This window comes from Thioalkalivibrio sp. ALMg11, from assembly GCF_000377905.1.
Taxonomy (GTDB): Bacteria; Pseudomonadota; Gammaproteobacteria; order Ectothiorhodospirales; family Ectothiorhodospiraceae; genus Thioalkalivibrio.
In genome coordinates this window covers 37,649-61,607 of sequence record NZ_KB898873.1, presented here as the reverse complement: position 1 = coordinate 61,607, position 23,959 = coordinate 37,649, and the positions used below count along the sequence as shown (strand labels likewise).

26 protein-coding genes are annotated in these 23,959 nt (G+C 65.6%); 17 read left to right on the top strand and 9 right to left on the bottom strand.

Annotated elements, in window-relative coordinates:
* Nucleotide 1 precedes the first annotated feature (1 nt).
* The 3 genes from D578_RS0105435 to D578_RS0105425 are packed head-to-tail and all read right to left on the bottom strand — an operon-like array spanning nucleotide 2 to nucleotide 1,892.
* Entirely contained in the window at nucleotides 2–304 is a 303-nt protein-coding gene (locus D578_RS0105435; RefSeq protein WP_018948952.1) for a hypothetical protein, read from the bottom strand.
* Between the two features lie 60 nt (nucleotides 305–364).
* Nucleotides 365–1,564 (bottom strand): alkaline phosphatase family protein, encoded by a 1,200-nt coding sequence (locus tag D578_RS0105430; protein ID WP_026289200.1) that lies wholly within the window; start codon nucleotides 1,562–1,564, stop codon nucleotides 365–367.
* A 4-nt stretch (nucleotides 1,565–1,568) separates the two neighbouring features.
* Nucleotides 1,569–1,892 carry a BolA family transcriptional regulator gene (locus tag D578_RS0105425; protein ID WP_018948950.1) on the bottom strand — a complete coding sequence of 108 codons (324 nt, stop codon included), beginning with the start codon at nucleotides 1,890–1,892 and terminating at the stop codon, nucleotides 1,569–1,571.
* A gap of 166 nt (nucleotides 1,893–2,058) precedes the next feature.
* Here D578_RS0105425 and D578_RS0105420 point away from each other — a divergent pair, with 166 nt between their 5' ends.
* The 3 genes from D578_RS0105420 (at nucleotide 2,059) to D578_RS0105410 (ending at nucleotide 3,734) form a co-directional block, all read left to right on the top strand.
* Entirely contained in the window at nucleotides 2,059–2,367 is a 309-nt protein-coding gene (locus tag D578_RS0105420; protein ID WP_231364077.1) for a hypothetical protein, read from the top strand.
* A gap of 86 nt (nucleotides 2,368–2,453) precedes the next feature.
* Nucleotides 2,454–2,966, top strand: a complete 513-nt coding sequence (locus tag D578_RS0105415; RefSeq protein ID WP_231364076.1) for a YiiX/YebB-like N1pC/P60 family cysteine hydrolase — start codon at nucleotides 2,454–2,456, stop codon at nucleotides 2,964–2,966.
* Between the two features lie 99 nt (nucleotides 2,967–3,065).
* Nucleotides 3,066–3,734, top strand: a complete 669-nt coding sequence (locus tag D578_RS0105410) for a haloacid dehalogenase type II (protein WP_018948947.1) — start codon at nucleotides 3,066–3,068, stop codon at nucleotides 3,732–3,734.
* Between the two features lie 231 nt (nucleotides 3,735–3,965).
* Here D578_RS0105410 and D578_RS0105405 read toward each other — a convergent pair whose 3' ends face one another.
* Complete coding sequence (locus D578_RS0105405) at nucleotides 3,966–4,511, bottom strand: glycine cleavage system protein R (protein ID WP_018948946.1); 546 nt, start codon at nucleotides 4,509–4,511, stop codon at nucleotides 3,966–3,968.
* 349 nt (nucleotides 4,512–4,860) lie between these two features.
* On the opposite strand from D578_RS0105405, the gene D578_RS0105400 reads away from it, so the two are divergent.
* Together D578_RS0105400 and D578_RS0105395 are read left to right on the top strand one after the other, a co-directional pair.
* Nucleotides 4,861–5,538 carry a c-type cytochrome gene (locus D578_RS0105400; protein WP_026289199.1) on the top strand — a complete coding sequence of 226 codons (678 nt, stop codon included), beginning with the start codon at nucleotides 4,861–4,863 and terminating at the stop codon, nucleotides 5,536–5,538.
* A complete protein-coding gene (locus tag D578_RS0105395; RefSeq protein WP_018948944.1) occupies nucleotides 5,535–6,536 on the top strand; it encodes a c-type cytochrome in 1,002 nt (333 codons plus the stop codon). Before D578_RS0105400 ends, D578_RS0105395 begins: the two co-directional genes overlap by 4 nt.
* Nucleotides 6,537–6,651: 115 nt before the next feature.
* Here the strand turns inward: D578_RS0105395 and D578_RS0105390 are convergent, their stop codons facing one another.
* The 4 genes from D578_RS0105390 to D578_RS0105375 form a co-directional block, all read right to left on the bottom strand.
* Nucleotides 6,652–7,386, bottom strand: coding sequence for an SDR family oxidoreductase (locus D578_RS0105390; RefSeq protein WP_369772756.1), 735 nt, complete (start codon nucleotides 7,384–7,386; stop codon nucleotides 6,652–6,654).
* Between the two features lie 28 nt (nucleotides 7,387–7,414).
* Nucleotides 7,415–7,555, bottom strand: coding sequence for a hypothetical protein (locus tag D578_RS15870; RefSeq protein WP_018948942.1), 141 nt, complete (start codon nucleotides 7,553–7,555; stop codon nucleotides 7,415–7,417).
* Nucleotides 7,552–8,553 carry a virulence protein RhuM/Fic/DOC family protein gene (gene rhuM / locus D578_RS0105380; protein ID WP_018948941.1) on the bottom strand — a complete coding sequence of 334 codons (1,002 nt, stop codon included), beginning with the start codon at nucleotides 8,551–8,553 and terminating at the stop codon, nucleotides 7,552–7,554. Before rhuM ends, D578_RS15870 begins: the two co-directional genes overlap by 4 nt.
* A 97-nt stretch (nucleotides 8,554–8,650) precedes the next feature.
* Nucleotides 8,651–9,472 carry a TatD family hydrolase gene (locus D578_RS0105375; RefSeq protein ID WP_018948940.1) on the bottom strand — a complete coding sequence of 274 codons (822 nt, stop codon included), beginning with the start codon at nucleotides 9,470–9,472 and terminating at the stop codon, nucleotides 8,651–8,653.
* Between the two features lie 248 nt (nucleotides 9,473–9,720).
* Between D578_RS0105375 and pepN the strand changes: the two genes are divergently transcribed.
* From pepN to D578_RS0105345, 6 genes are all read left to right on the top strand, one after another.
* Nucleotides 9,721–12,357 (top strand): aminopeptidase N, encoded by a 2,637-nt coding sequence (gene pepN, locus D578_RS0105370; protein WP_018948939.1) that lies wholly within the window; start codon nucleotides 9,721–9,723, stop codon nucleotides 12,355–12,357.
* A gap of 232 nt (nucleotides 12,358–12,589) precedes the next feature.
* On the top strand, nucleotides 12,590–13,018 hold the full coding sequence (locus tag D578_RS0105365; RefSeq protein WP_042798374.1) for a hypothetical protein: 429 nt from the start codon (nucleotides 12,590–12,592) through the stop codon (nucleotides 13,016–13,018).
* Between the two features lie 145 nt (nucleotides 13,019–13,163).
* Nucleotides 13,164–14,981 carry a TolC family protein gene (locus tag D578_RS0105360; RefSeq protein WP_026289197.1) on the top strand — a complete coding sequence of 606 codons (1,818 nt, stop codon included), beginning with the start codon at nucleotides 13,164–13,166 and terminating at the stop codon, nucleotides 14,979–14,981.
* Nucleotides 14,981–16,390 carry a multicopper oxidase family protein gene (locus D578_RS0105355; RefSeq protein WP_018948937.1) on the top strand — a complete coding sequence of 470 codons (1,410 nt, stop codon included), beginning with the start codon at nucleotides 14,981–14,983 and terminating at the stop codon, nucleotides 16,388–16,390. The genes D578_RS0105360 and D578_RS0105355 overlap by 1 nt, the downstream gene beginning before the upstream one ends.
* Nucleotides 16,391–16,499: 109 nt before the next feature.
* Entirely contained in the window at nucleotides 16,500–16,871 is a 372-nt protein-coding gene (locus D578_RS0105350; RefSeq protein ID WP_018948936.1) for a copper resistance CopC family protein, read from the top strand.
* Nucleotides 16,872–16,874: 3 nt separating this feature from the next.
* Complete coding sequence (locus D578_RS0105345; RefSeq protein WP_026289196.1) at nucleotides 16,875–17,783, top strand: CopD family protein; 909 nt, start codon at nucleotides 16,875–16,877, stop codon at nucleotides 17,781–17,783.
* Nucleotides 17,784–17,806: 23 nt separating this feature from the next.
* Here the strand turns inward: D578_RS0105345 and D578_RS0105340 are convergent, their stop codons facing one another.
* The gene (locus D578_RS0105340) at nucleotides 17,807–18,928 is read right to left on the bottom strand and encodes a S1C family serine protease (protein WP_018948934.1); all 1,122 of its coding nucleotides are present in this window, start codon (nucleotides 18,926–18,928) and stop codon (nucleotides 17,807–17,809) included.
* 42 nt (nucleotides 18,929–18,970) lie between these two features.
* Between D578_RS0105340 and D578_RS0105335 the strand changes: the two genes are divergently transcribed.
* The 6 genes from D578_RS0105335 to D578_RS0105310 all read left to right on the top strand — a co-directional run bounded on the left by D578_RS0105335 (nucleotide 18,971) and on the right by D578_RS0105310 (nucleotide 23,950).
* Nucleotides 18,971–19,720 (top strand): Nif3-like dinuclear metal center hexameric protein, encoded by a 750-nt coding sequence (locus tag D578_RS0105335; protein WP_026289195.1) that lies wholly within the window; start codon nucleotides 18,971–18,973, stop codon nucleotides 19,718–19,720.
* A 317-nt stretch (nucleotides 19,721–20,037) separates the two neighbouring features.
* Entirely contained in the window at nucleotides 20,038–20,640 is a 603-nt protein-coding gene (gene petA / locus D578_RS0105330; protein ID WP_026289194.1) for a ubiquinol-cytochrome c reductase iron-sulfur subunit, read from the top strand.
* A complete protein-coding gene (locus D578_RS0105325) occupies nucleotides 20,640–22,049 on the top strand; it encodes a cytochrome bc complex cytochrome b subunit (RefSeq protein ID WP_018948931.1) in 1,410 nt (469 codons plus the stop codon). The genes petA and D578_RS0105325 overlap by 1 nt, the downstream gene beginning before the upstream one ends.
* On the top strand, nucleotides 22,049–22,792 hold the full coding sequence (locus D578_RS0105320; protein WP_018948930.1) for a cytochrome c1: 744 nt from the start codon (nucleotides 22,049–22,051) through the stop codon (nucleotides 22,790–22,792). Before D578_RS0105325 ends, D578_RS0105320 begins: the two co-directional genes overlap by 1 nt.
* Nucleotides 22,793–22,898: 106 nt before the next feature.
* Nucleotides 22,899–23,525 carry a glutathione S-transferase N-terminal domain-containing protein gene (locus tag D578_RS0105315; RefSeq protein WP_018948929.1) on the top strand — a complete coding sequence of 209 codons (627 nt, stop codon included), beginning with the start codon at nucleotides 22,899–22,901 and terminating at the stop codon, nucleotides 23,523–23,525.
* Nucleotides 23,522–23,950, top strand: a complete 429-nt coding sequence (locus tag D578_RS0105310; RefSeq protein ID WP_018948928.1) for a ClpXP protease specificity-enhancing factor — start codon at nucleotides 23,522–23,524, stop codon at nucleotides 23,948–23,950. Before D578_RS0105315 ends, D578_RS0105310 begins: the two co-directional genes overlap by 4 nt.
* The last annotated feature ends 9 nt before the right edge of the window (nucleotides 23,951–23,959 follow it).

Here is a 23,959-nt window from a genome sequence, read left to right as displayed (position 1 = left end):
GTCAGGCGTGGCCGACGGTGGTGTCGGTAGTGGAGTGGAAATAGTCGCTGTCGCGCGCCAGTTCGTCGATCAGCTCGTGCAGCATGGCCAGCCGGCTCTCGGCATCCGCGAACGGGGCGCAGTCTTCGCACAGCGGGTCGCCGCAGGGCTGGCGGCTGTACAGCCAGAAGTGGATCGCACCGGCCAGCAGGCCGTCGGCAACATCGCCGGTCTCGTCGGCCTGGCCGTCATCCGCCAGGCGGTTGGCCAGCTCGATCAGGTGCTGGGCGGCGTTGTTGTAGGTCTGGTCGGTGGTGTCGTTCATGGGTTCTCGAAAGCGATTGCGGGCGGCCCGCAAGTTGAGACCGCCGAAAAACGCGACAGTTTACCCGGAATGGACCGGCTTCCGTAGAAACAGGGGGATATGGCGTTCTTCCGGCGACAGCCCGCCGTGGGCACCACGGAAGAACGGCCCCTCGTCGTCGGCAGGCGGGTCGACCAGGTAGGCGTCCTCCGCGGGCAGCAGGAGGTAGTCGCCGACGCGTTCGCGCAGTTCCGGGTGCTGCGGCTCGGGGCCGAGGGTCCCGTGGCCCAGCCATTCGGCCTGCGGGATGGCGAGGACGTCGTCACCGAACGCCCGCTCCAGTGCCTGCAGGAAGTCAGCGTGCTGTCCAAGTCGGATGTGGGCGAGGGCGGCGCGGGGTTCGCCGGTCAGGCGGTGGCGCAGGCAGGCCTGCACGGCCGGGTGCTCGCGCAGGTCCAGGCGGCGGTCCATCGTGCGCATGCCGTGGTCGGCGGTGGTCAGGAACACGCTTTCCGGGCGCTGGATCTGCGCGCAGGTGGCGGTGTAGGCCAGGTCCAGCTGTTTCAGGTGGCGCTCCACCTCCGGGCTGTCCGGGCCGTACTCGTGGCCCAGATGGTCCAGCTCCGACCAGTAGACGTAGGTGAAATGCGGGCCCGGGGTCGCGTTCACATGCGCGGCCACCCGCGCCGGCAGCTCGGACAGATCCTCGAAGCCGATGAAGTCGGCGCCGCGGCTCATCATGCGGTTGTAGGGCGTGCCGCCGATCCAGTCCGGGCCGATGAAGGTCATGCCGCAATCAATCCGGTCGCCCAGGCGGTCGGGTTGCACGCGGCCGGTCAGCTCGCGGTAGCCGAGCGTGGCCGGTTGGTCGTCGGCGCCGCGTTCCTGGCCCATCAGTACCGTCAGGGTGCGGTCGGCGGCCGCCAGGCGGGTATGCCAGCCGAGCAGGCCGTGCTGGGCGGGGTGGCGGCCGGTCAGGATGCTGGTGATCGCGGTGGCCGTGGTGCTGGGAAACACGGTCTCCAGATCGGTCACGTGGTCCGCACCCAGCAGCGGCGTGTGGCGGCGGTAGCGGGCGGCAAAGCCGTCGATCAGCCACAGAACAATGTGACGATCCGGCCCCAGATGCTCGGACACACCCGGCAGCGGCGGGTGCGCGGCCGCCGGGTTCAGGCTGGCCTCGATCTGGCCGAGCAGATCCATTAGTCCAGGCGATTGCAGCCGCGCGCGCAGGATGGCGTCCACGGCCGAGTGGGCCGTGGGGGTGGCGGTTACCGACAAGACGTCAGGCCTTCGCGCCGCCGTCGCCGCCCATGCAGGGCGGGGAGTCCGCGACCTTTCCGGCGCGTTCGAACCATTGATCCGGGTCCAGCGTGTGCAGCGCGAGGGCGTGGATGCCGCCGGCCAGCTCGTCGGCCAGGGCCTGGTTCACCAGGCGATGCCGGGCGATCAGCTTCTGGTCGCGAAAGGCGTCGGAGACGATGGTTACCTTGAAGTGCGACTCCGAACCCGGCGGTACGTTGTGCATGTGGCTCTCGTTTTCCACCGCAAGATGCACCGGCTCGAACTGTGCCTCCAGCTTGGCGGTGATCTGTTCCTGCATGCTCATGTTGGGGCTCCCGCGAATGCTGGTGTGTTGCGTACAGGCCACCAGTCTGCCTTGATGCGCCGCCATGTCCAGATCCGCCGTCGGTTGGACGGATGTTGCCCGTCATCGGGCGGACGCCCGGTGCGGGAGGGTTATACTGCCGCGCTCATTTTCGTGACAGGGAAGCATGATGAAGATTTCAGCGATGCGGATGGCCGGTACGAGCCTCCTGGGGATGCTGGTGATCGCACTGGCAGGGTGTTCCTCGCCACGGGCGGATTTTGAAAATGCCTGTATCGAGAACTCGGGTGATACGGAGGGCTGCACGTGTGCGGCCGAGCGTCTCGACAACAACCTCGACCGGGATCAATACGCCCAGTTGGTCGAACTGATGCAGGATGGTGGCGCGACCATGAGGGAGGTCGAGCAGGCGGTCGATGCCGAGGTCATGGAAGAGCTGATGATTGCCGGCAAGCAGTGCAACACCGGCATGTAATCCTGCAGCCCCTCCTGGCGGGCTTGCTGGGGTTATGGCTGGCGGTGCCGGTGGCTGTACAGGCGGAAGTCTCCCGTGGGGCGGAAGTGACGCCCGTTACGGGCGATATCGTCCTGCGCGCCGGCAATGGCGCCTGGGCCTTTCTGGCGCGGCGGTTCTCGGAATCGGATCCGCGCTGGAGCCATGCCGGGGTGATCCTCCGCGAGGGTGAAACTGTGAGGGTCGTTCACATGGACGGCTCGCCGGCCGGGGGCGAGATTCGTGCCGACTCGCTGGAGGCCTTCAGCGAGGGCCCACAAGCCATGCAGCTGGTGCGCACGGGGCTGGACGCCGCACAACGCCGGCGCGTTGGAGACTGGCTGGCCGGGCAGCTGGCGCGCGGCACACCCTTCGACACCCAGTTCCGCCTGGAAGACGACTCTGCGCTCTATTGTTCGGAGCTCGTGTGGCGAGCCCTTGAACACGTGGACCCGGCCCTGGACCAGGCGGACCTGCCACGGATGGCGGGCCGTTCATATATTCCGGTGGATCGGCTGCTGCAGTTGGGGGATGCTGGACCGGTGCCCGGTCCGGGTGTTCCGGTCCCTGCAGTCCAATGAAACGCGTGCAGTTTCTGGCAGAGCTGGTGACTTGTCGGGGGTCGTCCGGGCAGATTGCAGCTCCGCTGTGAACAGCCGGTAGAGATCACGGGGGGGCGCATGGGACAGACACTGGCGTTCGATATCTACGGGACGCTGATCGATACTCAGAGGATCGCGGCGACGCTTGAGGGCTGGATTGGCGAGCTGGCACCGGTGCTGGCGCGCGCCTGGCGCGAGAAGCAGCTGGAATACACCTTCCGGCGCGGGCTGATGGGGGCGTATGCGGACTTCGATGCCTGCACGGAACAGGCCCTGCGGTATTGCTGCCAGATGCAGGGCGTGACGCTGAGCGCGGGGCAGGAAGCAGAACTGCTGGAGCGGTACCGTCAGCTCCCGGCATTCACCGATGCCGCGCCCGCTCTGGATGGACTGCGTGCGGATGGGCACCGCCTATTCGCGTTCTCCAACGGGACGGCGGAAACAGTGGGCGGATTGCTGCGCCACGCCGGGCTGGAGGATCGCTTCGAGGATATCGTCAGCGTGGACGAGATCGGATGCTTCAAGCCGGATCCGCGCGTGTATCAGCACTTCCTGCAGCGGGCGGGCTCGAAACCTCAACAGACGTCGCTGATCTCGGGCAACCCGTTCGATGTAATCGGCGCGCAGGCCGTGGGTATGCGGACGGTCTGGCTCGACCGCACGGGTCGGGGCCTGTTTGACCCCTGGGGCGATAAGCCCACAGCCACGATCCGGGGCCTCAAGGAACTCGCCGGAATACTGGGGTAGCCTCGACGCATGGGTGAGTGGAATCGACGATCTTGTGGAACCTTCGGAGTCGATTGAAGCGCCGTTGGATCGCATCCGTTGTAGCGGGTATCCCGTCATGGCGAAATCCGGTCCGAACCCGCATCGTAGCCCGGCTCGGGCGCTGTTCAAGGACGTCGAAAACGACCCCGAGGTCGTGATCCGGGCAATGCGCCGGGGCTGATTGCGATCTAAAGCCGACCTTGAAGCCCCTCAGGTTGCGGCCTCGGGAGGCTCGCGTTGCGGGTCGTGGAGTTCGAGGTCGACCATCAGTTCGTTGGCCAGTGCCTCGAGGGCGTCCTGCAGGGTGTCCAGATCCAGGTCCTCGGGGACGCCGAGCTGCGCCTGCGCGTGGAACATTGGCTCGCCGGTCATCGAGCCCGGTTTGCAGGCCGTATCCAGGGTTTCCACGCTGACGCCGTGGCGCGAGAGGATGGCGGTGATGTCCTGCACGATCCCCGGTCGGTCGTGTCCGACCAGATCGAGCGTCACGTAGTGCCAGGGCGGCGCCGGAAGATCGCTCCCGCGCTGGATCTGGACCTGTAGACCGTCTCTCTCCAAATCGCGCAGCGCCGCCTCCAGCTGGTCCGCGGCATCCACCTCGGCCTCCAGCAGCACGACCCCGGCGAACTGCCCGGCCAGCTGCGCCATGCGACTCTCCAGCCAGTTGCCGCCAGCCGCCCGCGCCCGGGCCGCCACCGCGCTCACCAAGCCTGGTCGGTCCGGCCCGATCACGGTCAGAATCACCGAAGTCTTCATGCTTTGTCTCCCTGTTCCAGTTGCGATCAGACGGGCCATGCTACGGCATGGTTCCGGTTCGTAGGTACCGCGGCGCTTTGGGACCCTTGCCGGCACTTGCGCAATTCGGAGCCACTTCAGCTAATAGCCGGGGGGGGCGCAGCTCAATGTACGCCTTGGCGTAGGTCCCTATGTGGGAGAGGTTTGATCTGCATCAAGAACCCGGTTGTCTCTAATCGCAGGACGTATCCTTTATGCTGAGTTGAGAATATTCTTTAATTGTTCTTCCGGGGTCGGCCAAATGATCGGGGTGACCGTTTGGTGACTACTCTTTCGACGCATAACGGCTCATCACCAAGGACATTAAAATATGAGAAAGAAACAGCTTGCCGGAGGGTTGGCCCTTCTCCTCGGCTTCGGCCTCGCGGGGACGCCGGCGCTTGCCGTGGACGGCCTCGAAGGTGACCCGCAGCGCGGCGAGGGTCTGACGCAGACCTGCATTTCCTGCCATCAGGCCGATGGCTCCGGGCAGAACGTTCCGGGGGGCGAATCCTGGCCGCGACTGGCCGGTCTGTCCGCAGGCTATATCGCGCGGCAACTGAAGGATTACCAGGAAGGCCGCCGCCAGAACAGCACCATGGCTGCGTTCGCCAATATGCTGGATGATCAGGCTGTTGCCGATGTCGCTGCGTACTACGCCCAGCTTCCGGTTACCGAGGCCCAGGGGGGCGACGACGTCGATGACGCCACCCTGGCGCGCGGCGAGGAGCTGGCCCTCCGCGGAGACTGGAACCAGTACATCGTCAGCTGCCAGAGCTGCCACGGACCGGGCAATGCCGGGGCCGGTGAGGCGTTCCCGGGCATCGCGAGTCAGCATGCCGGCTATATCGCCGGTCAACTGCATCAGTGGCAGGAGGGCGAGCGGGACAACGATCCGCAGGGCCTGATGGCGGCGATCGCCAAGCGCATGAGCGATGAGGACATCCGGGCAGTCTCGGCCTGGCTGGCCCGTCAACGTGTCACGTCGGCACAAGGGGATTCGAAATGAAGATTCGCAAGCTCACGCTGACGACGGGCGCGGCCGTCCTGCTGGCCGGTGCCGCGAGCGCTGCCTGGGACGAATACAAGCCCCTGTTCGCCCTCGGTTATGCCGAGCCGGAGGAGGGCCAGCTCGTGCATATCCCGCCGACCCTTCAGGATCTGGAGGATGCCGCCATGAGTCCGGAACTCAAGGAAGTGGTCCGCCGTGGCTATGATCTGTTCGTCGATACCCAGCAGCTGCGTGGCCAGCACGTATTCAATGACATGAACTGTGCCAGCTGCCACATGGACGCCGGGCGCCAGCCGTTCAGTGCCGCCCTGTGGCCGGCTGCGATCACGCTGCCCGACTACCGCGGCAAGAACTGGCAGGTGAACAGCCTCGAGGAACGCGTGGTCGGCTGCTTCACGTACTCGATGAATGGCGACCCGCCGGAGTACGGTAGCGACACGATGCTGGCCATCACTACCTACATGCAGTGGCTGGCCAAGGGTGCGCCGGTCTACCCGGATCAGGAGATTTACGGTCGTGGCTATGGATCGGTGGACGAGCCGGAACAGGAGCCTAACTACGAGCGCGGCAAGGAGGTCTATGCACAGAGCTGTGCGATCTGTCACGCAGAGGATGGTCAGGGGCTGAAGCAGGACGGCCAGGTGGTCTTCCCGCCGTTGTGGGGGGATGGTTCCTACAACTGGGGTGCCGGGATGTCGCGGATCAATACCTCGGCGGCCTTCATCAAGCACAACATGCCGCTGGGCCAGCCGAATTCTCTCAGCGACCAGGAGGCCTGGGACGTCGCGTTCTACATGAACAGTCACGAACGTCCGCAGGACCCGCGCTACACCGGTGATGTCCACGAGACCCGTGAAAAGCACGCCAACTTCCACGGGCGCACCCTCTACGGGACCGTGCGCGAGGTGGACGGGCACTTGCTGGGTGATCACGACAACACTGGCGAGAAGGACTTCCTGCGCCCGGAGATACTCCGCTCGCGTACCTTCGACTGACGCGATCAGCCTCACGGCTGATTCGCCGGGAGGACATCAACGCCCTGGAACGCTCGTCGTTCCGGGGCGTTTTCGTTTCCGCTTTTGGGCCGGCCTTTGCCGCTCCCGGGCGGGCTCAGTCGGTATAGATCATGCGGCGGGTCATCCCGCCGTCGACGGTCCAGGTCTGGCCGGTGACGAAGCCGGCTTCCGGCCCGAGCAGGAAGGCGGTGAGGTTCGCGATATCCGAGGGCTGGCCCACGCGTCCGGCCGGGTGCTGGGCGTGGTCCTGTTCGGATAGCGGTTCGGCCTGGCGCTGCGCGGGGCTGCGGGTGTCGATCCAGCCGGGGCGGATGGCGTTCACGCGGACGTCCGGCCCGGCGCTGATGGCCAGGGCATGGGTGAAGGCGTCGAGGCCGCCCTTGCTGGCGGCGTAGGCCTCGGTATCCGGTTCCGACTGCAGGGCGCGAGTCGAGCTGATGTTCACGATCGCCCCGCCTCGGCGGCGCAGCAGCGGCAGGGTGTGCTTGCTGAGCAGGAAGGCGCCGGTGAGGTTGGTGTCCAGCCAGCGTTGCCAGTCGGCGAGTTCCAGTGCCTCCAGTGGCCCGGAGTGAGGGTCGCTGATGCCGGCGTTGTTAACCAGCGCATCGAGCCCGCCGTGCCATTCCTCCGTGCGCTGGATGACCTCGCGCACGCGTGCCTCGTCGCGGACATCCAGCGTCATGGCTCGGGCCGCGGGGCCGAGGTCCTGCGCGGCTTGCTGGCATTCGGGACCATCGAGATCGGTTAGCACCACCCGCCAGCCGTCCTGCACCAGGCGTTCGGCGATGCCGAGACCGATCCCGCGCGCCGCACCGGTGACCAGGGCAATACGCGAGCCGCTGCGGGACGGCGACTCGTCAGACACGCCCGGCGTCCGGAAGGCTGTAGAAGTCCCGCGCGGTGGCGGCAGTGTTTGCCACCAGATCTTCGGGAGTTTGGTCTTGAATCTGGGCGACGGATTCCCCGCTGAGATTGGTATGGGTCTCGACGTCGTTCATGCCGTGTTTGTCTCGTTGGCGAGCATATTCATGATCAAGCGGATCATGGTCTCCTTGTTGGCGGGGTCAGATTCCGCGATCAGCAGGGTCAGGGCTGCGAGACCCACATCGTTGATGACCGGCTCGCCGGTTGTGCTGATGAGGCGGTGATTGCGATGCAGGAAGTCTACGAACACGTACGCGGCGCTGCGCTTGTTGCCGTCGGAAAAGGGGTGGTTCTTGATCACGAAGTACAGCAGATGTGCCGCCTTGGACTCTACGGTGGGGTAGGCCGGTTCGCCGAATACGGACTGCTCGAGATTGCCCAGCACCGAGTCCAGCCCTTCGCCGCGTTCCTGAGCGAATAGTTCCGTCGCCTGGCCTTTTGCCATCAGGTCTTCCTTGAGCGCGGCTAGGGCGTCGCGCGCTTCGCCGATCGTCGGCAGTGTGCCTCCGGTCTCGGCTTTGGGCTCGGTCAGCAGGCCTTCGTCGTACCGCTGCAGTAGCAGAAAGGTCTGGGCGTAGCGGGTGACGATATCGACCAGTCCGCGGCCGGCCTCCAATCCCAGTTCCGGGCTGCGGGCGGTGCGGCGCACCAGTTCCAGCGCGGCTTCCAGCTCCCGGGCGTTGGTCTCGAAGCGCTGGCGGTTGAGGGTCCAGCCGCGGGTTAGGTGCTCGCGAAGGATGCGGGTGGCCCACTGGCGGAAGCGGGTCGCGCGAGAGGAATTGACCCGGTAGCCGATTGAGATGATGGCGTCGAGGTTGAAGTATTCGACCCGGTAGGTCTTGCCGTCCGCGGCAGTTGTTGCCTTTTTTGCAACAACTGAATCGCGTTCGAGCTCGTGTCTTTCAAATACGTTCTTCAGGTGCCTCGATATTACCGATTTGTCCCGGCCGAAGACGTCCGCGATCTGACCCAGCGACAGCCAGACCGTCTCTTCGTCGATATCAAGCCGGACCTCTACGGCGCGGTCCGCATCCTCGTAGATGATGATGGGTGCTTCGTCTTCCTGGGTCATGTCGGATCCTCTTCCCTGAGGGGTTGCTGTTTTATAGCTTGTTCCTGCCTGTGTTTCCTGTCACTGGCTGGCCACATGGAGGCTCTCACCCCGCGTGTTACGCGCCTGATGCCGGCGGCAGGTTGTAGAAGGCGCGGGCGGTGGCGGTGGTGTGGGCCGCGAGTTCTTCGGTGGTTTCGTCGCGCAGCTGGGCGACGTATTCGCCGATGTGGGGGAGGAAAGCGGGTTCGTTGCGGCGGCCGTTGCCGAGCTTCTTGCCGGAACCCTTGGGCAGGCTGCGGGGCAGCAGGTAGGGGGCGTCGGTCTCGATCATCAGGCGGCCCTGCGGGATGCGCGGGACCAGCGGGTGCAGGTGGTGGCCGCGGCGTTCGTCGCAGACCCAGCCGGTGATGCCAATGTGGCAGTCGAGGTCGAGGTATTCGGCCAGGGCATCGGCCTCGCCGGTGAAGCAGTGGACGACCGCTTGGGGCAGGCGGTGGCGCCAGCGGCGCAGGATTTGCGCGAAGTCGTGGTGGGCGTCACGTTCGTGGAGGAAGACCGGCAGGCCGAGGTCGGCGGCCAGCTCCAATTGGGCCTCGAAGGCGATGCGCTGCTGCGGGCGCGGCGAGTGATCGCGGTTGTAGTCCAGCCCCATCTCGCCCATGGCGACCACATTGTCGTCCGCGCGGGCCAGGTCACTGAACCGGGCGGCGATCGCGTCGGTCCACTGTTTTGCCAGGTGCGGATGCACGCCCAGGGTGGCGCGGCAGCAGTCCGGGTACTGGTCGGCGATCTCCAGGCATTTTTCGCTCTGGTGTGCGTCGGCGCCGGTGATCAGCATCCAGGAGACGCCGGCCTCGCGGGCGCGGTCGAGGACCTCGTCGCGTTCCTTGTTGAAGGATTCGTGGGTGAGGTTAAAGCAGATATCGATCCATTCCATGCGCGGTATGCTAACGGATTGGTGGCGTGGCGCCAGACCCTGGCTCCGTCATTGCGAGGCGCGCCGCGACGTGGCGATCTGTTGGGGGTGGCTCCTGCGCCGGACGGAGCGGGCGGCGGGGGTTGCGGATGGGGGGTTGCCGCGGCCCCTGCGGGGCCTCGCAATGACGGGGTCCTTGTCCGGGTTTCGGGTATGGACCGCCGGGGCGTGATACGTGTTGAACAGTTGTTGATGATTTGGAGTTTGGAATGCGTGATGCGAGCCCTCTGGCGGTTTATCTGAATGACTATCAGCCGCCGGCATTTATGGTGGAGAGCCTGGAGCTGGACTTTGATCTGGCGGCGGCGACCACTGAGGTGACGACGCGCATGGCGGTGCGGCGCAACCCGGAGGCGGCGGAGCCGGATGCGCCGCTGCGCCTGTATGGCGATGGCGTGGAGCTGGTCTCGCTGACGGTGGACGGCGCCAAGCCGGCCGAGGGTTTGCTGGAACAGGACGCCGAGGGCCTGCTGCTGCACGGCCTGCCAGAGGCCGCGCGGCTGAAGATCGTCAGCCGCTGCCATCCGGAGCAGAACACGCAGCTCGAGGGGCTGTACGCCTCCAGCGGCAACCTCTGCACCCAGTGCGAGCCGGAGGGCTTTCGCCGCATCACGTTCTTCCCCGATCGCCCGGATGTTCTGACCACGTACCGCGTGCGCCTGGAGGCGGATCGGGCGCAGTACCCGGTGCTGCTGGCCAACGGCAACCGGGTCGAGGTCGGCGAGCTGGACGGTGGCCGCCATTACGCTGTGTGGGAGGACCCGTTCCTCAAGCCGTCGTACCTGTTCGCGCTGGTCGCGGGGGATCTGGCCTGCCAGCGGGAAATCTTCACCACGATGTCCGGGCGCGAGGTGGCGCTGGAGCTGTACGTGGAGGCGCACAACGCCGATCGCTGCGACCACGCGCTGGCCTCGCTGAAGCGCGCGATGCGCTATGACGAAGAGGCCTTCGGCCGCGAATACGATCTGGATGTGTACATGATCGTCGCAGTGGACGACTTCAACATGGGGGCGATGGAGAACAAGGGGCTCAACCTGTTTAACGCCAAGTACGTGCTGGCCAGCCCCGATACCGCCACGGACGACGACTTTGTCGCCATCGAATCGGTGATTGCGCACGAGTACTTCCACAACTGGTCGGGCAACCGCGTGACCTGCCGCGACTGGTTCCAGCTGTCGCTGAAGGAGGGACTCACGGTCTTCCGCGACCAGGAGTTCACTACCGACTGCACCCTGTTCGGCGTGAAGCGCATCGACGACGTGGCCATGCTGCGCGCCTTCCAGTTCCCGGAAGATGCCGGCCCGCTGGCGCACCCGGTGCGCCCGGACCACTACGCCGAGATCAACAATTTCTACACCCTGACCGTGTACGAAAAGGGCGCGGAGTTGATCCGCATGCTGCGCACCCTGATCGGGCGCGAAACCTTCCGCCACGGGCTGGATGTCTACTTCAAACGCTTCGACGGCCAGGCGGTAACCACCGACGATTTTGTTGCAGTGATGGCCGAGGTCAGCGGTCGCAATCTGACGCCATTCAAGCGCTGGTACACCCAGGCCGGCACCCCGCGGGTGACGGCCGCGACGTCATTTGACGGCCCCGGTGGCCAGGCGCGTATCACGCTCACGCAGGAGACACCGTCCACTCCCGGACAGGAGCACAAGGAGCCTGTGGTGATCCCGATGCGGGTGGCCTTTCTGGATGCGGAAGGACGGCGCATCACGGCTCACCAGAAGGGCGGTGAGGTGCAGGACGAGTGGGTGCTGGAGCTAGACGAGGGCGAGCAGACCTTCCGTTTCGAAGAGCTGTCCGACTCGCCGACTGCGATCTCCTGGCTGCGCGGCTTCTCCGCCCCGGTGATCCTGAATGCCAATCAGGGCGTGGACGAGCTGTCCCACCTGCTGGCGCATGACGACGACGCCTTCGCCCGCTGGGAGGCTGCACAGACGCTGTTTCGCCGCGCCATCCGTTCCCGCATCGAACACGATGCTGCTGACTCCGCGCTGGAGGCGTCGATCGAGCACGCGCTGGCGGCGCTGTTGCGTGACGAGGCGATCGAGCCGGTGCTGCTGGCGACCATCCTGCAGTTGCCGCCGACCCGCGAACTGGCCGAGCTGTTCGAGCGCGTGGACCCGGTGCGCCTGCGCGCCGAGCGCGACGACCTGGAGAAGCGCCTGTACGGGCCGCTGACCGCGGCGATGCAGCAGATCCAGCCGAAACTGGACGATGTCGACAATGGCGCGTTCACCGCCGAGGCCATGGGCCGGCGCCAGTTGCGCAATCGCCTGCTGGCGCTGCGCGTGGCCGCGCGTGATCAGGCCGCGGTGCCGGAGGCTCTGGCGCAGTACCAGAAGGCGCGCAGCCAGACCATGCGCATGGGCGCGCTGAACGCGGTTAACGAACTGGACCACGAGGCGCGCCAGGTGCTGCTGGCGGACTTCGAACAGCGCTACCGCGACGATCCGCTGGTGCTGGACAAGTACTTCGGCCTGCAGGCCGGCAGCCAGGTCGCCGGAGGCTTCGAGCGCCTGGATGCTCTGCTGGAGCATCCAGGATTCCGCTGGACCAACCCGAACCGCGTGCGCGCGGTGCTGGGGCCGTTCATGGCGCGCAACGAACGCCACTTCCATCAGGACGACGGTGAGGGCTATCGTCGCATGGGCGGCTTCGTCGAGAAGCTGGACGCGATGAACCCGCAGACCGCCGCGCGTCTGGCCCAGCCGCTGACCCGCTGGCGCAAGGTCGACGCCGCGCGCAGTGAATTGATGCGAGCGGAACTCGAGCGCCTGACCGCACTCGAACTTTCGCGCGATCTGCGCGACGTGGTCGAGCGTGCCTTGGCGGAGTAGAAGGCGAACGCTTTCGCTCATCGAGCGTCGGGGTTTCGTTGGGAGGTTGCCACGGCCCCTGCGGGGCCTCGCAATGAAGGGATATTAGGTGGCGTCGAGGCCAGGATGTGGGCCCCAAAGGCCTGGCCCGGTGGCTTGTGGTAGGTTGATGTCCGATTGCCGGGGGCCGGGCGCCCCCTGAAACGAGGTTGTGACCGACGTGAACCGAGTCTTCTTCCGACTGCTGTGCTGGATGCTGGTGCTGGCGATTGCCGGCCTGCCGGCGCTGGCGGCGGCTGTGGGAATGGAAGACGGTCACGCTGGGCACACGGTGCAAGGTGCCCAGTCCAAGGGCGATGCCGAGCACGAGGCCCACGATCACGGGCACGACGCTGCCCATCATCACCATGCGCATGGCGACCGGGCGGGCCACGCCGGTTCGCCGCATGGTTCGGACCCTGCTCCTTCATCGGGACACTCCCAGGCCAGCGAGCTGCTCGTACATGTCGATTGCGTGGACGCGGCCTGTCTGGCTGCCTGCGCCGCCTGCAGCCATTGTCAGGGCATGCCGTCCATCACCGGCATGAGTGTGCTGACGACGGTCGCACAGGGCGCAAGCCTGCATTCCTTCCAGAGCGGCCCTTCCGCGGTCGCGTTGCACCGCCCTCCAATCCTCTCCTGATCCCGCAGTGCCGGCCGTTTGGCCGGTTCCTGCCCGTGTGTCTGGGGGATTCCCAGCAGCGGGCGGCATGCCCGTGTCGTGCTTTCGCGCGCGGTACGGAATCGAGTACGGAATCAAGGAGATTTTCACGATGCGAGCAACCCGATTGCTGCTCCCCGTGGTGTCGGTACTGTTCCTCGCCGGTTGCGCGGTTACCGCGCCCGAGCTGGATCGGTCCGAACTGGCGGAGGACGTCTCGGTGCAGGGGATCGACCTGCCCGAGTCGGAGATGCCCCGACCCTCCGGCGAGCTGACGCTCGACGAGGCTGTTCACCAGGCCATCTGGCGCAACCCGCGCATGCAGCAGGCCTACGCCAAGCTGGACCTGACCGCGGTCGACGTGGTCGAGGCCTCCCAGTTTTCCAACCCTTCGCTGTCGCTGTCGGTGATGCGCCCCGAGGGTGGTGGCGGTAACGAGTACGGCGTCGGCCTGGCCTGGGGAATCTCCGGCCTGCTGATGCGTAGCTCCCGCCAGGAGATGGCGCAGTCGCACTGGGAATCCACCCGTCTGCAACTGGCCGAAGGGATGGTCGCGCTGGCCAGCGATACCGAGCGCGCCTGGTATGACGCGGTGGCCGCGCGCCAGCGCGCGGAGGTGCAGCGTCTGGAGACCCGTGCGGCCGACCTGGGTGCCCGCCTGGGCGAACGCTTTTATGAGGCCGGCAACGTGTCGGATCTTCAGCGCGCGCAACTGCGCATCCGCGCCGCCGAGGCGCGCTTGGAGCTCGAGGATGCCCGCCAGCGCGAGCGCGAGGCGCGGCTGCGCCTCGCGCATCTGATGGGGCTGCCTGGCGAGGTCGATGACTGGGAGCTTTCGAAAGAGCTGCCGCTGCCGCTGGCAGAGGTCGAGGAGCGCCAGGCCCTGGTGGACCAGGCGCTGGAACAGCGCCTGGATCTGCGCGCGCTGGATCATGCCCTGGATGGGCTGACCGAGGGCGTGGCCCTGGTGCGGCGCTACCGCTGGATGGGGGATATCGAGCCGGGGTTGGAGTTTGAGCGCGAGGGTGACGGGACCCGCCTGTGGGGTGGAGGCATCTCGTTCACGCTGCCGATCTTCAACCAGAACCAGGCCGGTATTGGCCGCGCCGAGGCACGGCTGGCGGACGGCGAGGCGCGGCGCGAGTCGCTGGTGCAGGTGATTACCAATGATGTGCACCAGCACTTCGAGCGTCTGACCCACCACCGCACTCGCTTCGGCGTGCTGCAGGACGATCTGCTGCCGGCCCGCGAGCTGGCGACCGAGCGGCTCCAGGAACGCGTGAACTTCATGTTCGACGACGTGTTCGACCTGCTCGCGATCAAGCAGGAGGAGCTGGCGGACTGGCAGAAGGCGATCGCGGCCCTGGGTGACTACTGGCAGGCGCGTGCTGCGCTGGCGCATTCCGTGGCCGGTGAATTGCCGGGCGGCGAACCGGGCAGTGCCGGCAAGTTCGAGACCGCGCAGCTGGAGCACGACCCGGCGCCCATGGATCACGGTGCCATGGATCACGGTGCCATGGATCACGGTGCCATGGATCATGGCGGTGGCGATGAAGGGCATTCCGGCATGGACCACGGGGATCACGGGGCCCATGACGGGATGGATCATGACGAAGGCCACGAAGGCCACGAAGGCCACGAAGGCCACGAAGGCCACGAAGGCCACGAAGGCCACGAAGGCCACGAAGGCCACGAAGGTCACGAAGGTCACGAAGGCCACGAAGGTCATGAAGGTCATGAAGGTCATGAAGGTCATGAAGGTCATGAAGGTCATGAGGGCCATGAGGGCCATGAGGGCCATGAGGACCATGAGGACCATGAGGGCCATGAGGGCCACGAGGGCCACGAGGGCCACGAGGGCGAGGGCATGGATCACGATGACCACGGTCAGCAGGGCCAGGATCACCGCGATCATTCCAACCACGGGCATGGAGGGCATCACTGATGAAACGCCGTAACTTTCTGATTGCCGCCAGCGCCCTGCTGCCGGCAACCACCCTGACGCGGGTGATGGCCGAAACGGGTCACGAGCACCACAACCAGGGCGACCACACCCCCGGCGATCGTACCGAGCAGGGCTACATGCCGGTGCATACGCCCAATGGCTGGACGCTGCCGTACCAGATGAACGACGGGGTGAAGGAGTTTCACCTGGTGGCCGAGGAGATCGAGCACGAGTTCGCGCCCGGTTCGGTGGCCAAGTGCTGGGGCTATAACGGCACCACGCCCGGGCCGACCATCGAGGCGGTGGAGGGCGATCGTGTCCGCATCTACGTGACCAACCGGCTGCCCGAGTACACCTCGGTGCACTGGCACGGCATCCACCTGCCCTCGGGCATGGATGGTGTGAAGGGAGTGACCCAGCCGCCGATCCACCCGGGCGAGACCTTCGTCTACGAGTTCGAGCTGAACCAGCATGGCACGCACATGTACCACCCGCATGCCGACGAGATGGTGCAGATGGCGATGGGGATGATGGGCATGTTCATCATCCACCCGAGGGATGGCGAGATCGAGCCGGTGGACCGCGACTACGCGATCCTGTTGCACAACTGGGGACTGCATCCCGGTACCCGCACCCCGGATCCGTCGATCATGGTGGACTTCGATCTGTGGTCGATGAATTCCAAGGTGTTCCCGGCCATCGACTCGCTGGTGGCGAAGACCGGCGAGCGGGTGCGTATCCGCATGGGCAACCTGTCGATGTGGAACCACCCGATGCATGTGCACGGGGTGTCGTTCGAGGTGACCGGCTCCGATGGCGGTCGCTGGCCACGCAACCAGTGGCGCAAGGAGACCACCGAGATTGTGGCGGTCGGGCAGACGCGCGATGTCGAGTTCGTTGCGCCACCGGGTGACTGGGCGTTCCACTGCCACATGTCGCACCACACCATGAACCCGATGGGGCACGGCATTGCCAACCCACTGGGTGTGGATCAGTCCGGTATCGAGGAAGAGATCCGCTCGATCCTCCCCGGCTATATGGCGATGGGCGAGCACGGCATGGCCGACCACCAGGAGCACACCGACGGCGGTCACATGACCGGCCCGGAGAACACCCTGGCGATGGCCATGGGTCAGGGCCCGTTCGGCAGCATCGGCATGGGCGGGATGTTCACCCTGATCAAGGTCCGCGATGACCTGGAGCCGGGCGACTTCCGCGACCCCGGTTGGTACTGGCACCCGGATGGCGAGGTCGCCTGGATGGTCAGCGATGACCCCGACTTCGGCAACCCGGTGCGCCGCGGCAAGCTCGCCGGCGAGGGCTCGGACGCGCTGCCGACCCCGAGCCGTGAAACGAACGGCCATGGTGGCCATGGCGGTCACGGGGGGCATGGAGGCCACGACCACTAGTCGCGGGTATGGAACCGGCCGGAGGGCCCAGTTGGGCCCTCCGTTTTTCCAACCCATGTTTCAACGCAACAAACATTTGCAACACAGCAAAACGACAAGAGGACACGACATGCAGACCAAGAACACGCTCCACAACACCACCCGAGCCGCCGTGGCGGCCCTGCTGCTGGCCCTGGCCATGCCGCTGTTGGCCCATGAGGGCGATTTGGGCAGCACGCCGAAGGACGGCGCCACCGTGCAGGGCTCGCCGGAGGAGATCGGCATCGAGTTCGATGGCGCGATGCGCATTACCCAGTTCGACGTGACCGGCCCCAACGGCCGTGTGAGCATGGCGAATCGGCCGGGCAGCGAGCCGACCGAGCGCTACTTTGTGGAGCCTGCGGAGCCGCTTCCGGCCGGCAGCTATCAGGTGCGCTGGCGCGGTCTGGCACGCGACGGGCACATGATGTCCGATGGCTTCCGCTTCACGGTGGAGGACTGATCTATGGCTTGGATGTCGGCACTCGCCGGGGTGGAGGCCTGGACCGTCGCGATGATCCTCGTGACGGCCGGGTTCTACCTCGGGGCCCTGCTGGCGACCGGGGCGGTGCTGTTCCGCCTGGCGTTTCCGGATCTGCCCGATCCGGATCGCCGGGTGCTCGCCCGCACAGGGGCGATCTCGGCCTGGGTGGCAATCGCCCTGGCCATGCTGCAGTGGCTGTTGCAGGCCGGGTATCTCGGGGGCGGTAATATCGCCTCCGCGATGGACCCCATGCTGCTGGGGATCGTGTTCGAGGGCGCGCAGGGCACCCGATTGATTCTCGCGGTGACGGGCTTGCTACTGGTCCAGGCGATCCTGTTGGATGCCCGGCGTCTGCCGGGGGTGGGCTATGGCCTGAGCCTGGCCGGGGTGCTGTTGGTGATGTTCGCCTTCGTGCAGGTGGGCCATACGGTGGACGAGCCGCGCCCCCTGCTGGCCGGCTTGCTGATACTGCATTTGCTGGCAGCCGCCTTCTGGGTCGCGTCGCTGGGTCCGCTGTACCGGCTGGCCGGGCACCCACCCGAGGGTCCCGATGCCGCGCGCATCCTCGCTCGCTTTGGGCAGGTCGCGATGATCGGGGTCGGGCTGCTGGTGCTGGCGGGGCTGGTTCTCGCCTGGTGGTTGCTGGGTGGCATCACGCCGTTGTTGACCACCGGCTATGGCCAGTTCCTGATCGGCAAGGTGCTGATCGTCGCACTGCTCCTGCTGCTGGCGGCCGCGAACAAGTGGCGGCTGGTGCCGGCCTTCGAGCGGGGCGAAGCGGGAGCACCGCGGCGTCTGCGGCGCAGCATCGCGCTGGAGGGCGCCCTGGTGGCGTTGGTCCTGCTGCTAACCGCGGTGCTGACCACGGTCAGCTCGCCGGCCAACGGCTGAGAAAGACCCGGGTGGGTGTTTCCTTAGATCGGGCGCTGGACGACAGTCGCTGAGAGCTCGACGTCCTCGTCCTTGCGTTGGATGCGGATGTCCAGGGTTTCGCCCGGTGAGGTGCGGGCGATCGCGTTGAGGGCCTCGCGCGGGGTGTTTACGCTGCTGTCGTCGAGGTGGGTGATGATGTCCCCCGGGCGGATGCCGGCCTCGTCGGCCGGGCCTTCGCGCAGGATGCCCGCCACCAGCACGCCGCGCGGGGCGTCCAGACCGAAGGATTCGGCCAGTTCGCGGTCCATCGCCTGGACCTCGATTCCCAGCCAGCCGCGGGCGACAAAGCCCTGTTCGATGATGTCGGTCATCACGCTGCGCGCCAGGTCCACCGGGATCGCGAAGCCGATGCCGTGGGAGCCGCCGGAGCGCGAGAAGATCGCCGTGTTGATGCCGATGACCTCGCCGCGGGCATTGATCAGGGCGCCACCGGAATTGCCCGGGTTGATGGCCGCGTCGGTCTGGATGAAGTCCTCGAAGGTGTTGATGCCCAGCTGGTTGCGCCCGGTGGCGGAGACAATGCCCTGGGTCACGGTCTGGCCGACCCCGAACGGGTTGCCAATGGCCAGGACCACGTCACCCACCTGCAACTCGCTGGAGTGACCCACCGTGGCCACGGCCAGATCCGGTACCCGCACGCGCAGCACGGCCAGGTCGGTGTCCGGGTCAATGCCGATGATCTCGGCGGGGTGGGCCTCGCCGCCGGGCAGCACGATTGCGATGGCATCGGCCTCCTCGATCACGTGGTGATTGGTGAGCACGTGCCCCTGATCGGTCATGATGACCCCGGAGCCGAGGCTGGACTGTTCCTGTTCGCCCGGTGGCAGTTGCTGGCCAAAGAACTCGTGCAGGCCGAAGCCGGACGGGCGGTCGATGGTGCGCGAGGTCATGATGTTGACCACCGCGGGTGCTGCGCGGCGTACGCCGTCGGCATAGCTGGCCGGCGCGCCCGTTGCGGCAGGCGCAGCCACCGGCTCGGCGACCTGCAGCTCGGCACCCGGGTCGCCGCGGCCGAGGATCTCGGGGAAGAACACCGCGATCACCACGGCCAGGGCGATGCCGGTCAGCGCGGCTTGCAGGAGGAAGCGAGAGAAATTCACCATATGCTGAATATACCGAAACATCGTTCAACAGGGGATCCCGCCGTGGTCGATCGCGACGAACTGATGCAGGCACTGAATGCGGAACTCGAACCGGAGCGTTTCCGCGACTACTGTCCGAACGGCCTGCAGGTCGAGGGGCGGCGCGAGATCCGCCGAATCGTCAGCGGGGTGACCGCCTCCCTGGCGCTGGTGGAGGCGGCCGTGGAGACCGGGGCCGACCTGATCCTGGTGCATCACGGCTACTTCTGGAAGGGCGAGCCGCAGGCGGTGACCGGCATGAAGCGGGAGCGCTTGCGGCAGTTGCTCGCGCACGAAATCAATTTGGTGGCCTACCATCTGCCGCTGGATGCCCACCCGGCACTCGGCAACAATACCCAGCTGGCGGGACGCCTGGGGTTCGCGATCGACGGCGTGCTGCGCGAGGACGGGGTCGGCCAGATCGGAACACCCGCCCGGCCGCTGTCGGCGCCGGACATGCAGGCGCACATCAGCAATGTGCTGGGGCGCGAGGCCCTGTGCGTGGAGGCCGGCGATCACCGGATCCGGCGCATCGCCTGGTGTACCGGCGGGGCGCAGTCGCTGCTCTCCGAGGCGGCAGCCCGGGGGGTGGATGCCTATGTCAGTGGCGAGATCTCCGAACAGACCACCCACGAAGCGCGCGAGCTTGGGGTGCACTACTTTGCTGCCGGGCACCACGCGACCGAACGCTACGGGGCTCTGGCCCTGGGGCAGTGGTGTGCGGAGCGTTTCGGCCTCGAACACGAGTTCATCGAGATCGACAATCCGGCCTGATCGTTGTCTCCCTTGTGGGCAGCGCGCTGCGAGATTGTGGTGCAGATTGTGCGGTTTCGGGGCGTTGGCGGCGCCCGGAACAAGCAAATTTATAATCAACCGCTTATAGGGTTTTCGGGGGTCTGAGACCGAGTGCAATGCTCGGTCTTAAGGCGGCAATCTACTTGACCTTATTAGCGTGTTCGGGAATTCTATCGCATTTTACAGCCCGCCCAGATGGGTATTCGCGCGTGCGGCAAGCCCCTTCGCGTACCGGCCGCGCCTCCCTTGTGCGGCCGCGGGAATACGATTTCAACACGTTGTTTGGAGAGACAAACATGGCAAACCAAGGCGTAAACCGAGGCCGTCGCCGGTTCCTCGTCGCCGCGACATCCGTCGTAGGCGGAGCCGGGGTCGCCGCAGTCGCGGCCCCGTTCCTGGCGTCCTTGCAGCCCAGCGCGCGCGCTCAGGCAGCCGGGGCCCCTGTCGAGTTCGACGTGGCCGCTGTCGAGCCGGGTCAGCGTGTCAGCGTCGAGTGGCGCGGGCAGCCGATCTGGGTAGTGCGGCGCACCGACGAGATGGTTGCCGGTTTGGCCGAGGTGGCCGATCGCCTGCGCGATCCGGACTCCGAAGTGGAAAGCCAGCAGCCGGCATATGCGCAGAACGAATACCGTTCGCGCGATCCCGAGATCCTGGTCGTCATCGGTATCTGCACCCATCTGGGCTGCTCGCCGACCTACCGCCCGGAGATCGGCGATCCCGAGATGGGCTCCGACTGGCTGGGCGGCTGGCTGTGCGGCTGCCACGGTTCGCGCTTCGACCTTGCGGGTCGCGTGTACCGCAACATGCCGGCGGTGACCAATCTGGTGATCCCGCGGCACATGTATCGGACCGACACCTTGCTTGTCATTGGTGAAGACGAAGACGGGGAGGCGATCTGATGGCTAGCAATCCTGATACCAAGATCCAGGGCGGTGTACTGGGCTGGGTGGACGCCCGCTTCCCGCTCTCCCAGATGTGGAACGAGCATCTGGCGCAGTACTACGCACCGAAGAACTTCAACTTCTGGTATTTCTTCGGATCCCTGGCGCTGCTGGTGCTGGTCATCCAGTTCGTCTCCGGTATCTTCTTGACCATGTTCTACAAGCCCGACGCCGAGCTCGCGTTTGCATCGGTCGAGTACATCATGCGCGACGTGGAGTGGGGCTGGCTGATCCGCTACATGCATTCCACCGGCGCCTCGATGTTCTTCGTGGTCGTCTACCTGCACATGTTCCGGGCGTTGCTCTACGGCTCCTACAAGAAGCCGCGCGAGCTGATCTGGATCTTCGGTGTGCTGATCTACCTGGTGCTGATGGCCGAGGCCTTCGCCGGCTACCTGCTGCCGTGGGGTCAGATGTCCTACTGGGGCGCGCAGGTGATCGTGAACCTGTTCCAGACCATCCCGTATATCGGGCCGGACCTGGTGACCTGGATCCGCGGTGACTTCCTGCTGTCCGACGCCACGTTGAACCGGTTCTTCGCACTGCACGTGATTGCCCTGCCGCTGGTGCTGATCATGCTGGTGGCCGCGCACATCATCGCGCTGCACGAAGTGGGTTCGAATAACCCGGATGGCGTCGAGATCAAGAAAAACAAGGACGAGAACGGCATCCCGAAGGATGGCATCCCGTTCCACCCCTACTACTCCGTGAAGGATCTGGCGGGTGTTGGCGTGTTCCTGATGGTCTTCGCCGCGATCATGTTCTTCTTCCCCACCGGGGGTGGCCTGTTCCTGAAGGCCGACAACATGATCCCGGCCGATCCGCTGGTGACCCCGGATCTGATTCCGCCGGTCTGGTACTTCACCTCGATGTACTCGGTACTGCGCTCGGTGCCGGATCCGTTCCTGGGCGTGATGGCGATGGGCGCGGCGGTCGTGATGCTGTTCTTCATCCCCTGGCTGGATCGCAACCCGGTCCTGTCGATGCGCTATCGCTCGTTCGCGGCCAAGTTCAACCTGGCGGTGTTCGTGGTGGCGTTCGTGGTCCTCGGTTGGCTGGGCCTGCAGCAGGCCACCAGCGAGGTCAGCGAGATGAGCCTGCGCTTCTCCACGGTCTACTTCGCGTTCTTCTTCGTGCTGTGGTTCCTCAGCCGGGAGCGGTCCATGTTCTTCAGTCTGATCGCGTTTGCGGTGGTGGTGGGTATCTACTCCATCTACGACATCCTGCGCTTCGATCCCAATGACGGGAGCCTGATCTTGTGGTCCTGGCTGATTCCGACCGTATATCTCTTCGTGACCATGGTGGTCCCTGCGTTCGCGCGTGGCCTGGGCCGTGACCGTGCCGTTCCGGAAAGGGTGACTTCCTAATGAAAACGCTGATTGCAACTACGTTCCTGGCCGCTGCGGCCCTGTTCACCGTCCCGGCCGCCTCCGCGGCCGGGTCCAGCGACGGACTGCAGAAGGCCAATGTCGACGTGACCAACGAGGCCTCGCTCCAGCGCGGCGCCAACCTGTTCATGAACTACTGCATGGCCTGTCACTCGACCGAGTACATGCGCTACAACCGTGTCGGTCGCGATATCGGCCTGACCGAGCAGCAGGTGGAGGAGAACTTCATCTTCATCACCGACGAGTCCGGTGATCCGGTCGGTGTCGGTTCGCTGATGACGAACGCCATGGGCGACGACTATGGCGAAGAGGCCTTCGGTGTGGTCCCGCCGGACCTGACCATGACCACGCGCATCAATGGCGAGGACTGGGTCTATACCTTCCTGAAGAGCTTCTACATCGACGAGTCGCGCCCGCTGGGTGCGAACAACGAGGTGTTCTCCAACGTCGGCATGCCTCACGTGTTGTGGGAACTGCAGGGCTGGCAGGAAAAGGTCGTCGACGAGAATGGTGACGAGCGTCTCGAGCTGGTGCGCTCCGGCCAGATGACGCCCAGCGAGTACGACCGTGCGGTGCGCGATCTCGTGACCTACCTCTCGTACATGGGTGAGCCGATGCAGCTGGACCGTCAGCGAATTGGCCTGTACGTGCTGATTTTCCTCGGGATCTTTACGATTCTTGCCTACTTCTTGAAAAAGGAGTACTGGAAAGACGTACACTAGGCGGCATGAACCGTAGCCGGTGCGCGGATCAGGGATGATCGCGCGCCGGTGTTATTGACCGTCTGCCCGGCACCGGAAACTGTTCGGCCGGGGTAGGGAGAAAGCCATGGCGCTGGTCGCCAACCGTCGTTCTGTTATGACCCTCTTTTCTGCTCACGACTGCGTGCGTTGCCACCGTGTTCGCATCATCCTTGCGGAGAAGGACATCGCCGTGGATGTCGTGAATCTCGGGCCCGATGAACTGCCCGAGGATCTCTCCGACCTGAATCCGTACAACGAGGTCCCGACCCTGGTGGATCGCGACCTGGCCCTGTACGGCACGCATGTCATCACCGAGTACCTGGATGAACGCTTTCCGCATCCCCCACTGATGCCGGTGGATCCGGTCTCGCGGGCGGCTGCGCGGCTGGCGCTTTATCGCGTGGAGCGTGACTGGTACGAAGGTCTCGATGCCGTCCAGCAGGCCTCCGGCTCCGGCTTGACCAAGGCGCGCAAGATCCTGCGCGAAAGCCTGGTCAGCTCGGCCGAGATCTTCGAGCTCAAGCCGTACTTCCTGAGTGACGAGTTCTCGATCGTGGACTGCGCCATTGCCCCGGTGATGTGGCGGCTTCCCGCCGTGGGCATCGATCTGACGGCGTTGCCGCAGGCGATTCAGGAGTATGCCGATCGCGTCTGCAAGCGCGAATCGTTCCAGGTGAGTCTGACCGAGGCCGAGCGCGAGCTGCGCCTGTGACTTCGTCGCGCCCCTATCTGCTCCGGGCACTGTGGGAGTGGGTCACGGATAACGGCTTCACGCCGCATCTCCTGGTCGACGCTACGGTCGAAGGGGTGGTCGTTCCGGATGCGTTCGTCGACCAGGGCAAGATCACCCTCAATGTCGGTCCGACCGCAGTGCAGGCCCTGAACATCGGTGACGAGGCGGTGGCCTTCTCGGCCCGTTTCGCGGGCAGCCCGATGGATGTGTTTGTGCCGATGCAAGCGGTGCTCGCGGTGTACGCGCGCGAGAACGGTCAGGGGATGATGTTCGGCAGCGAACCGGGGCCCGGCCCCGACGACGACGGCCCGGGCACGCCTCCGGACGGTTCTGGTGATGATGGGGGCGGGGACGATTCGCCGACTCCGAAGCGCAAGGGGCCGGCACTGAAGGTTGTGAAGTAGGGCCCCTTC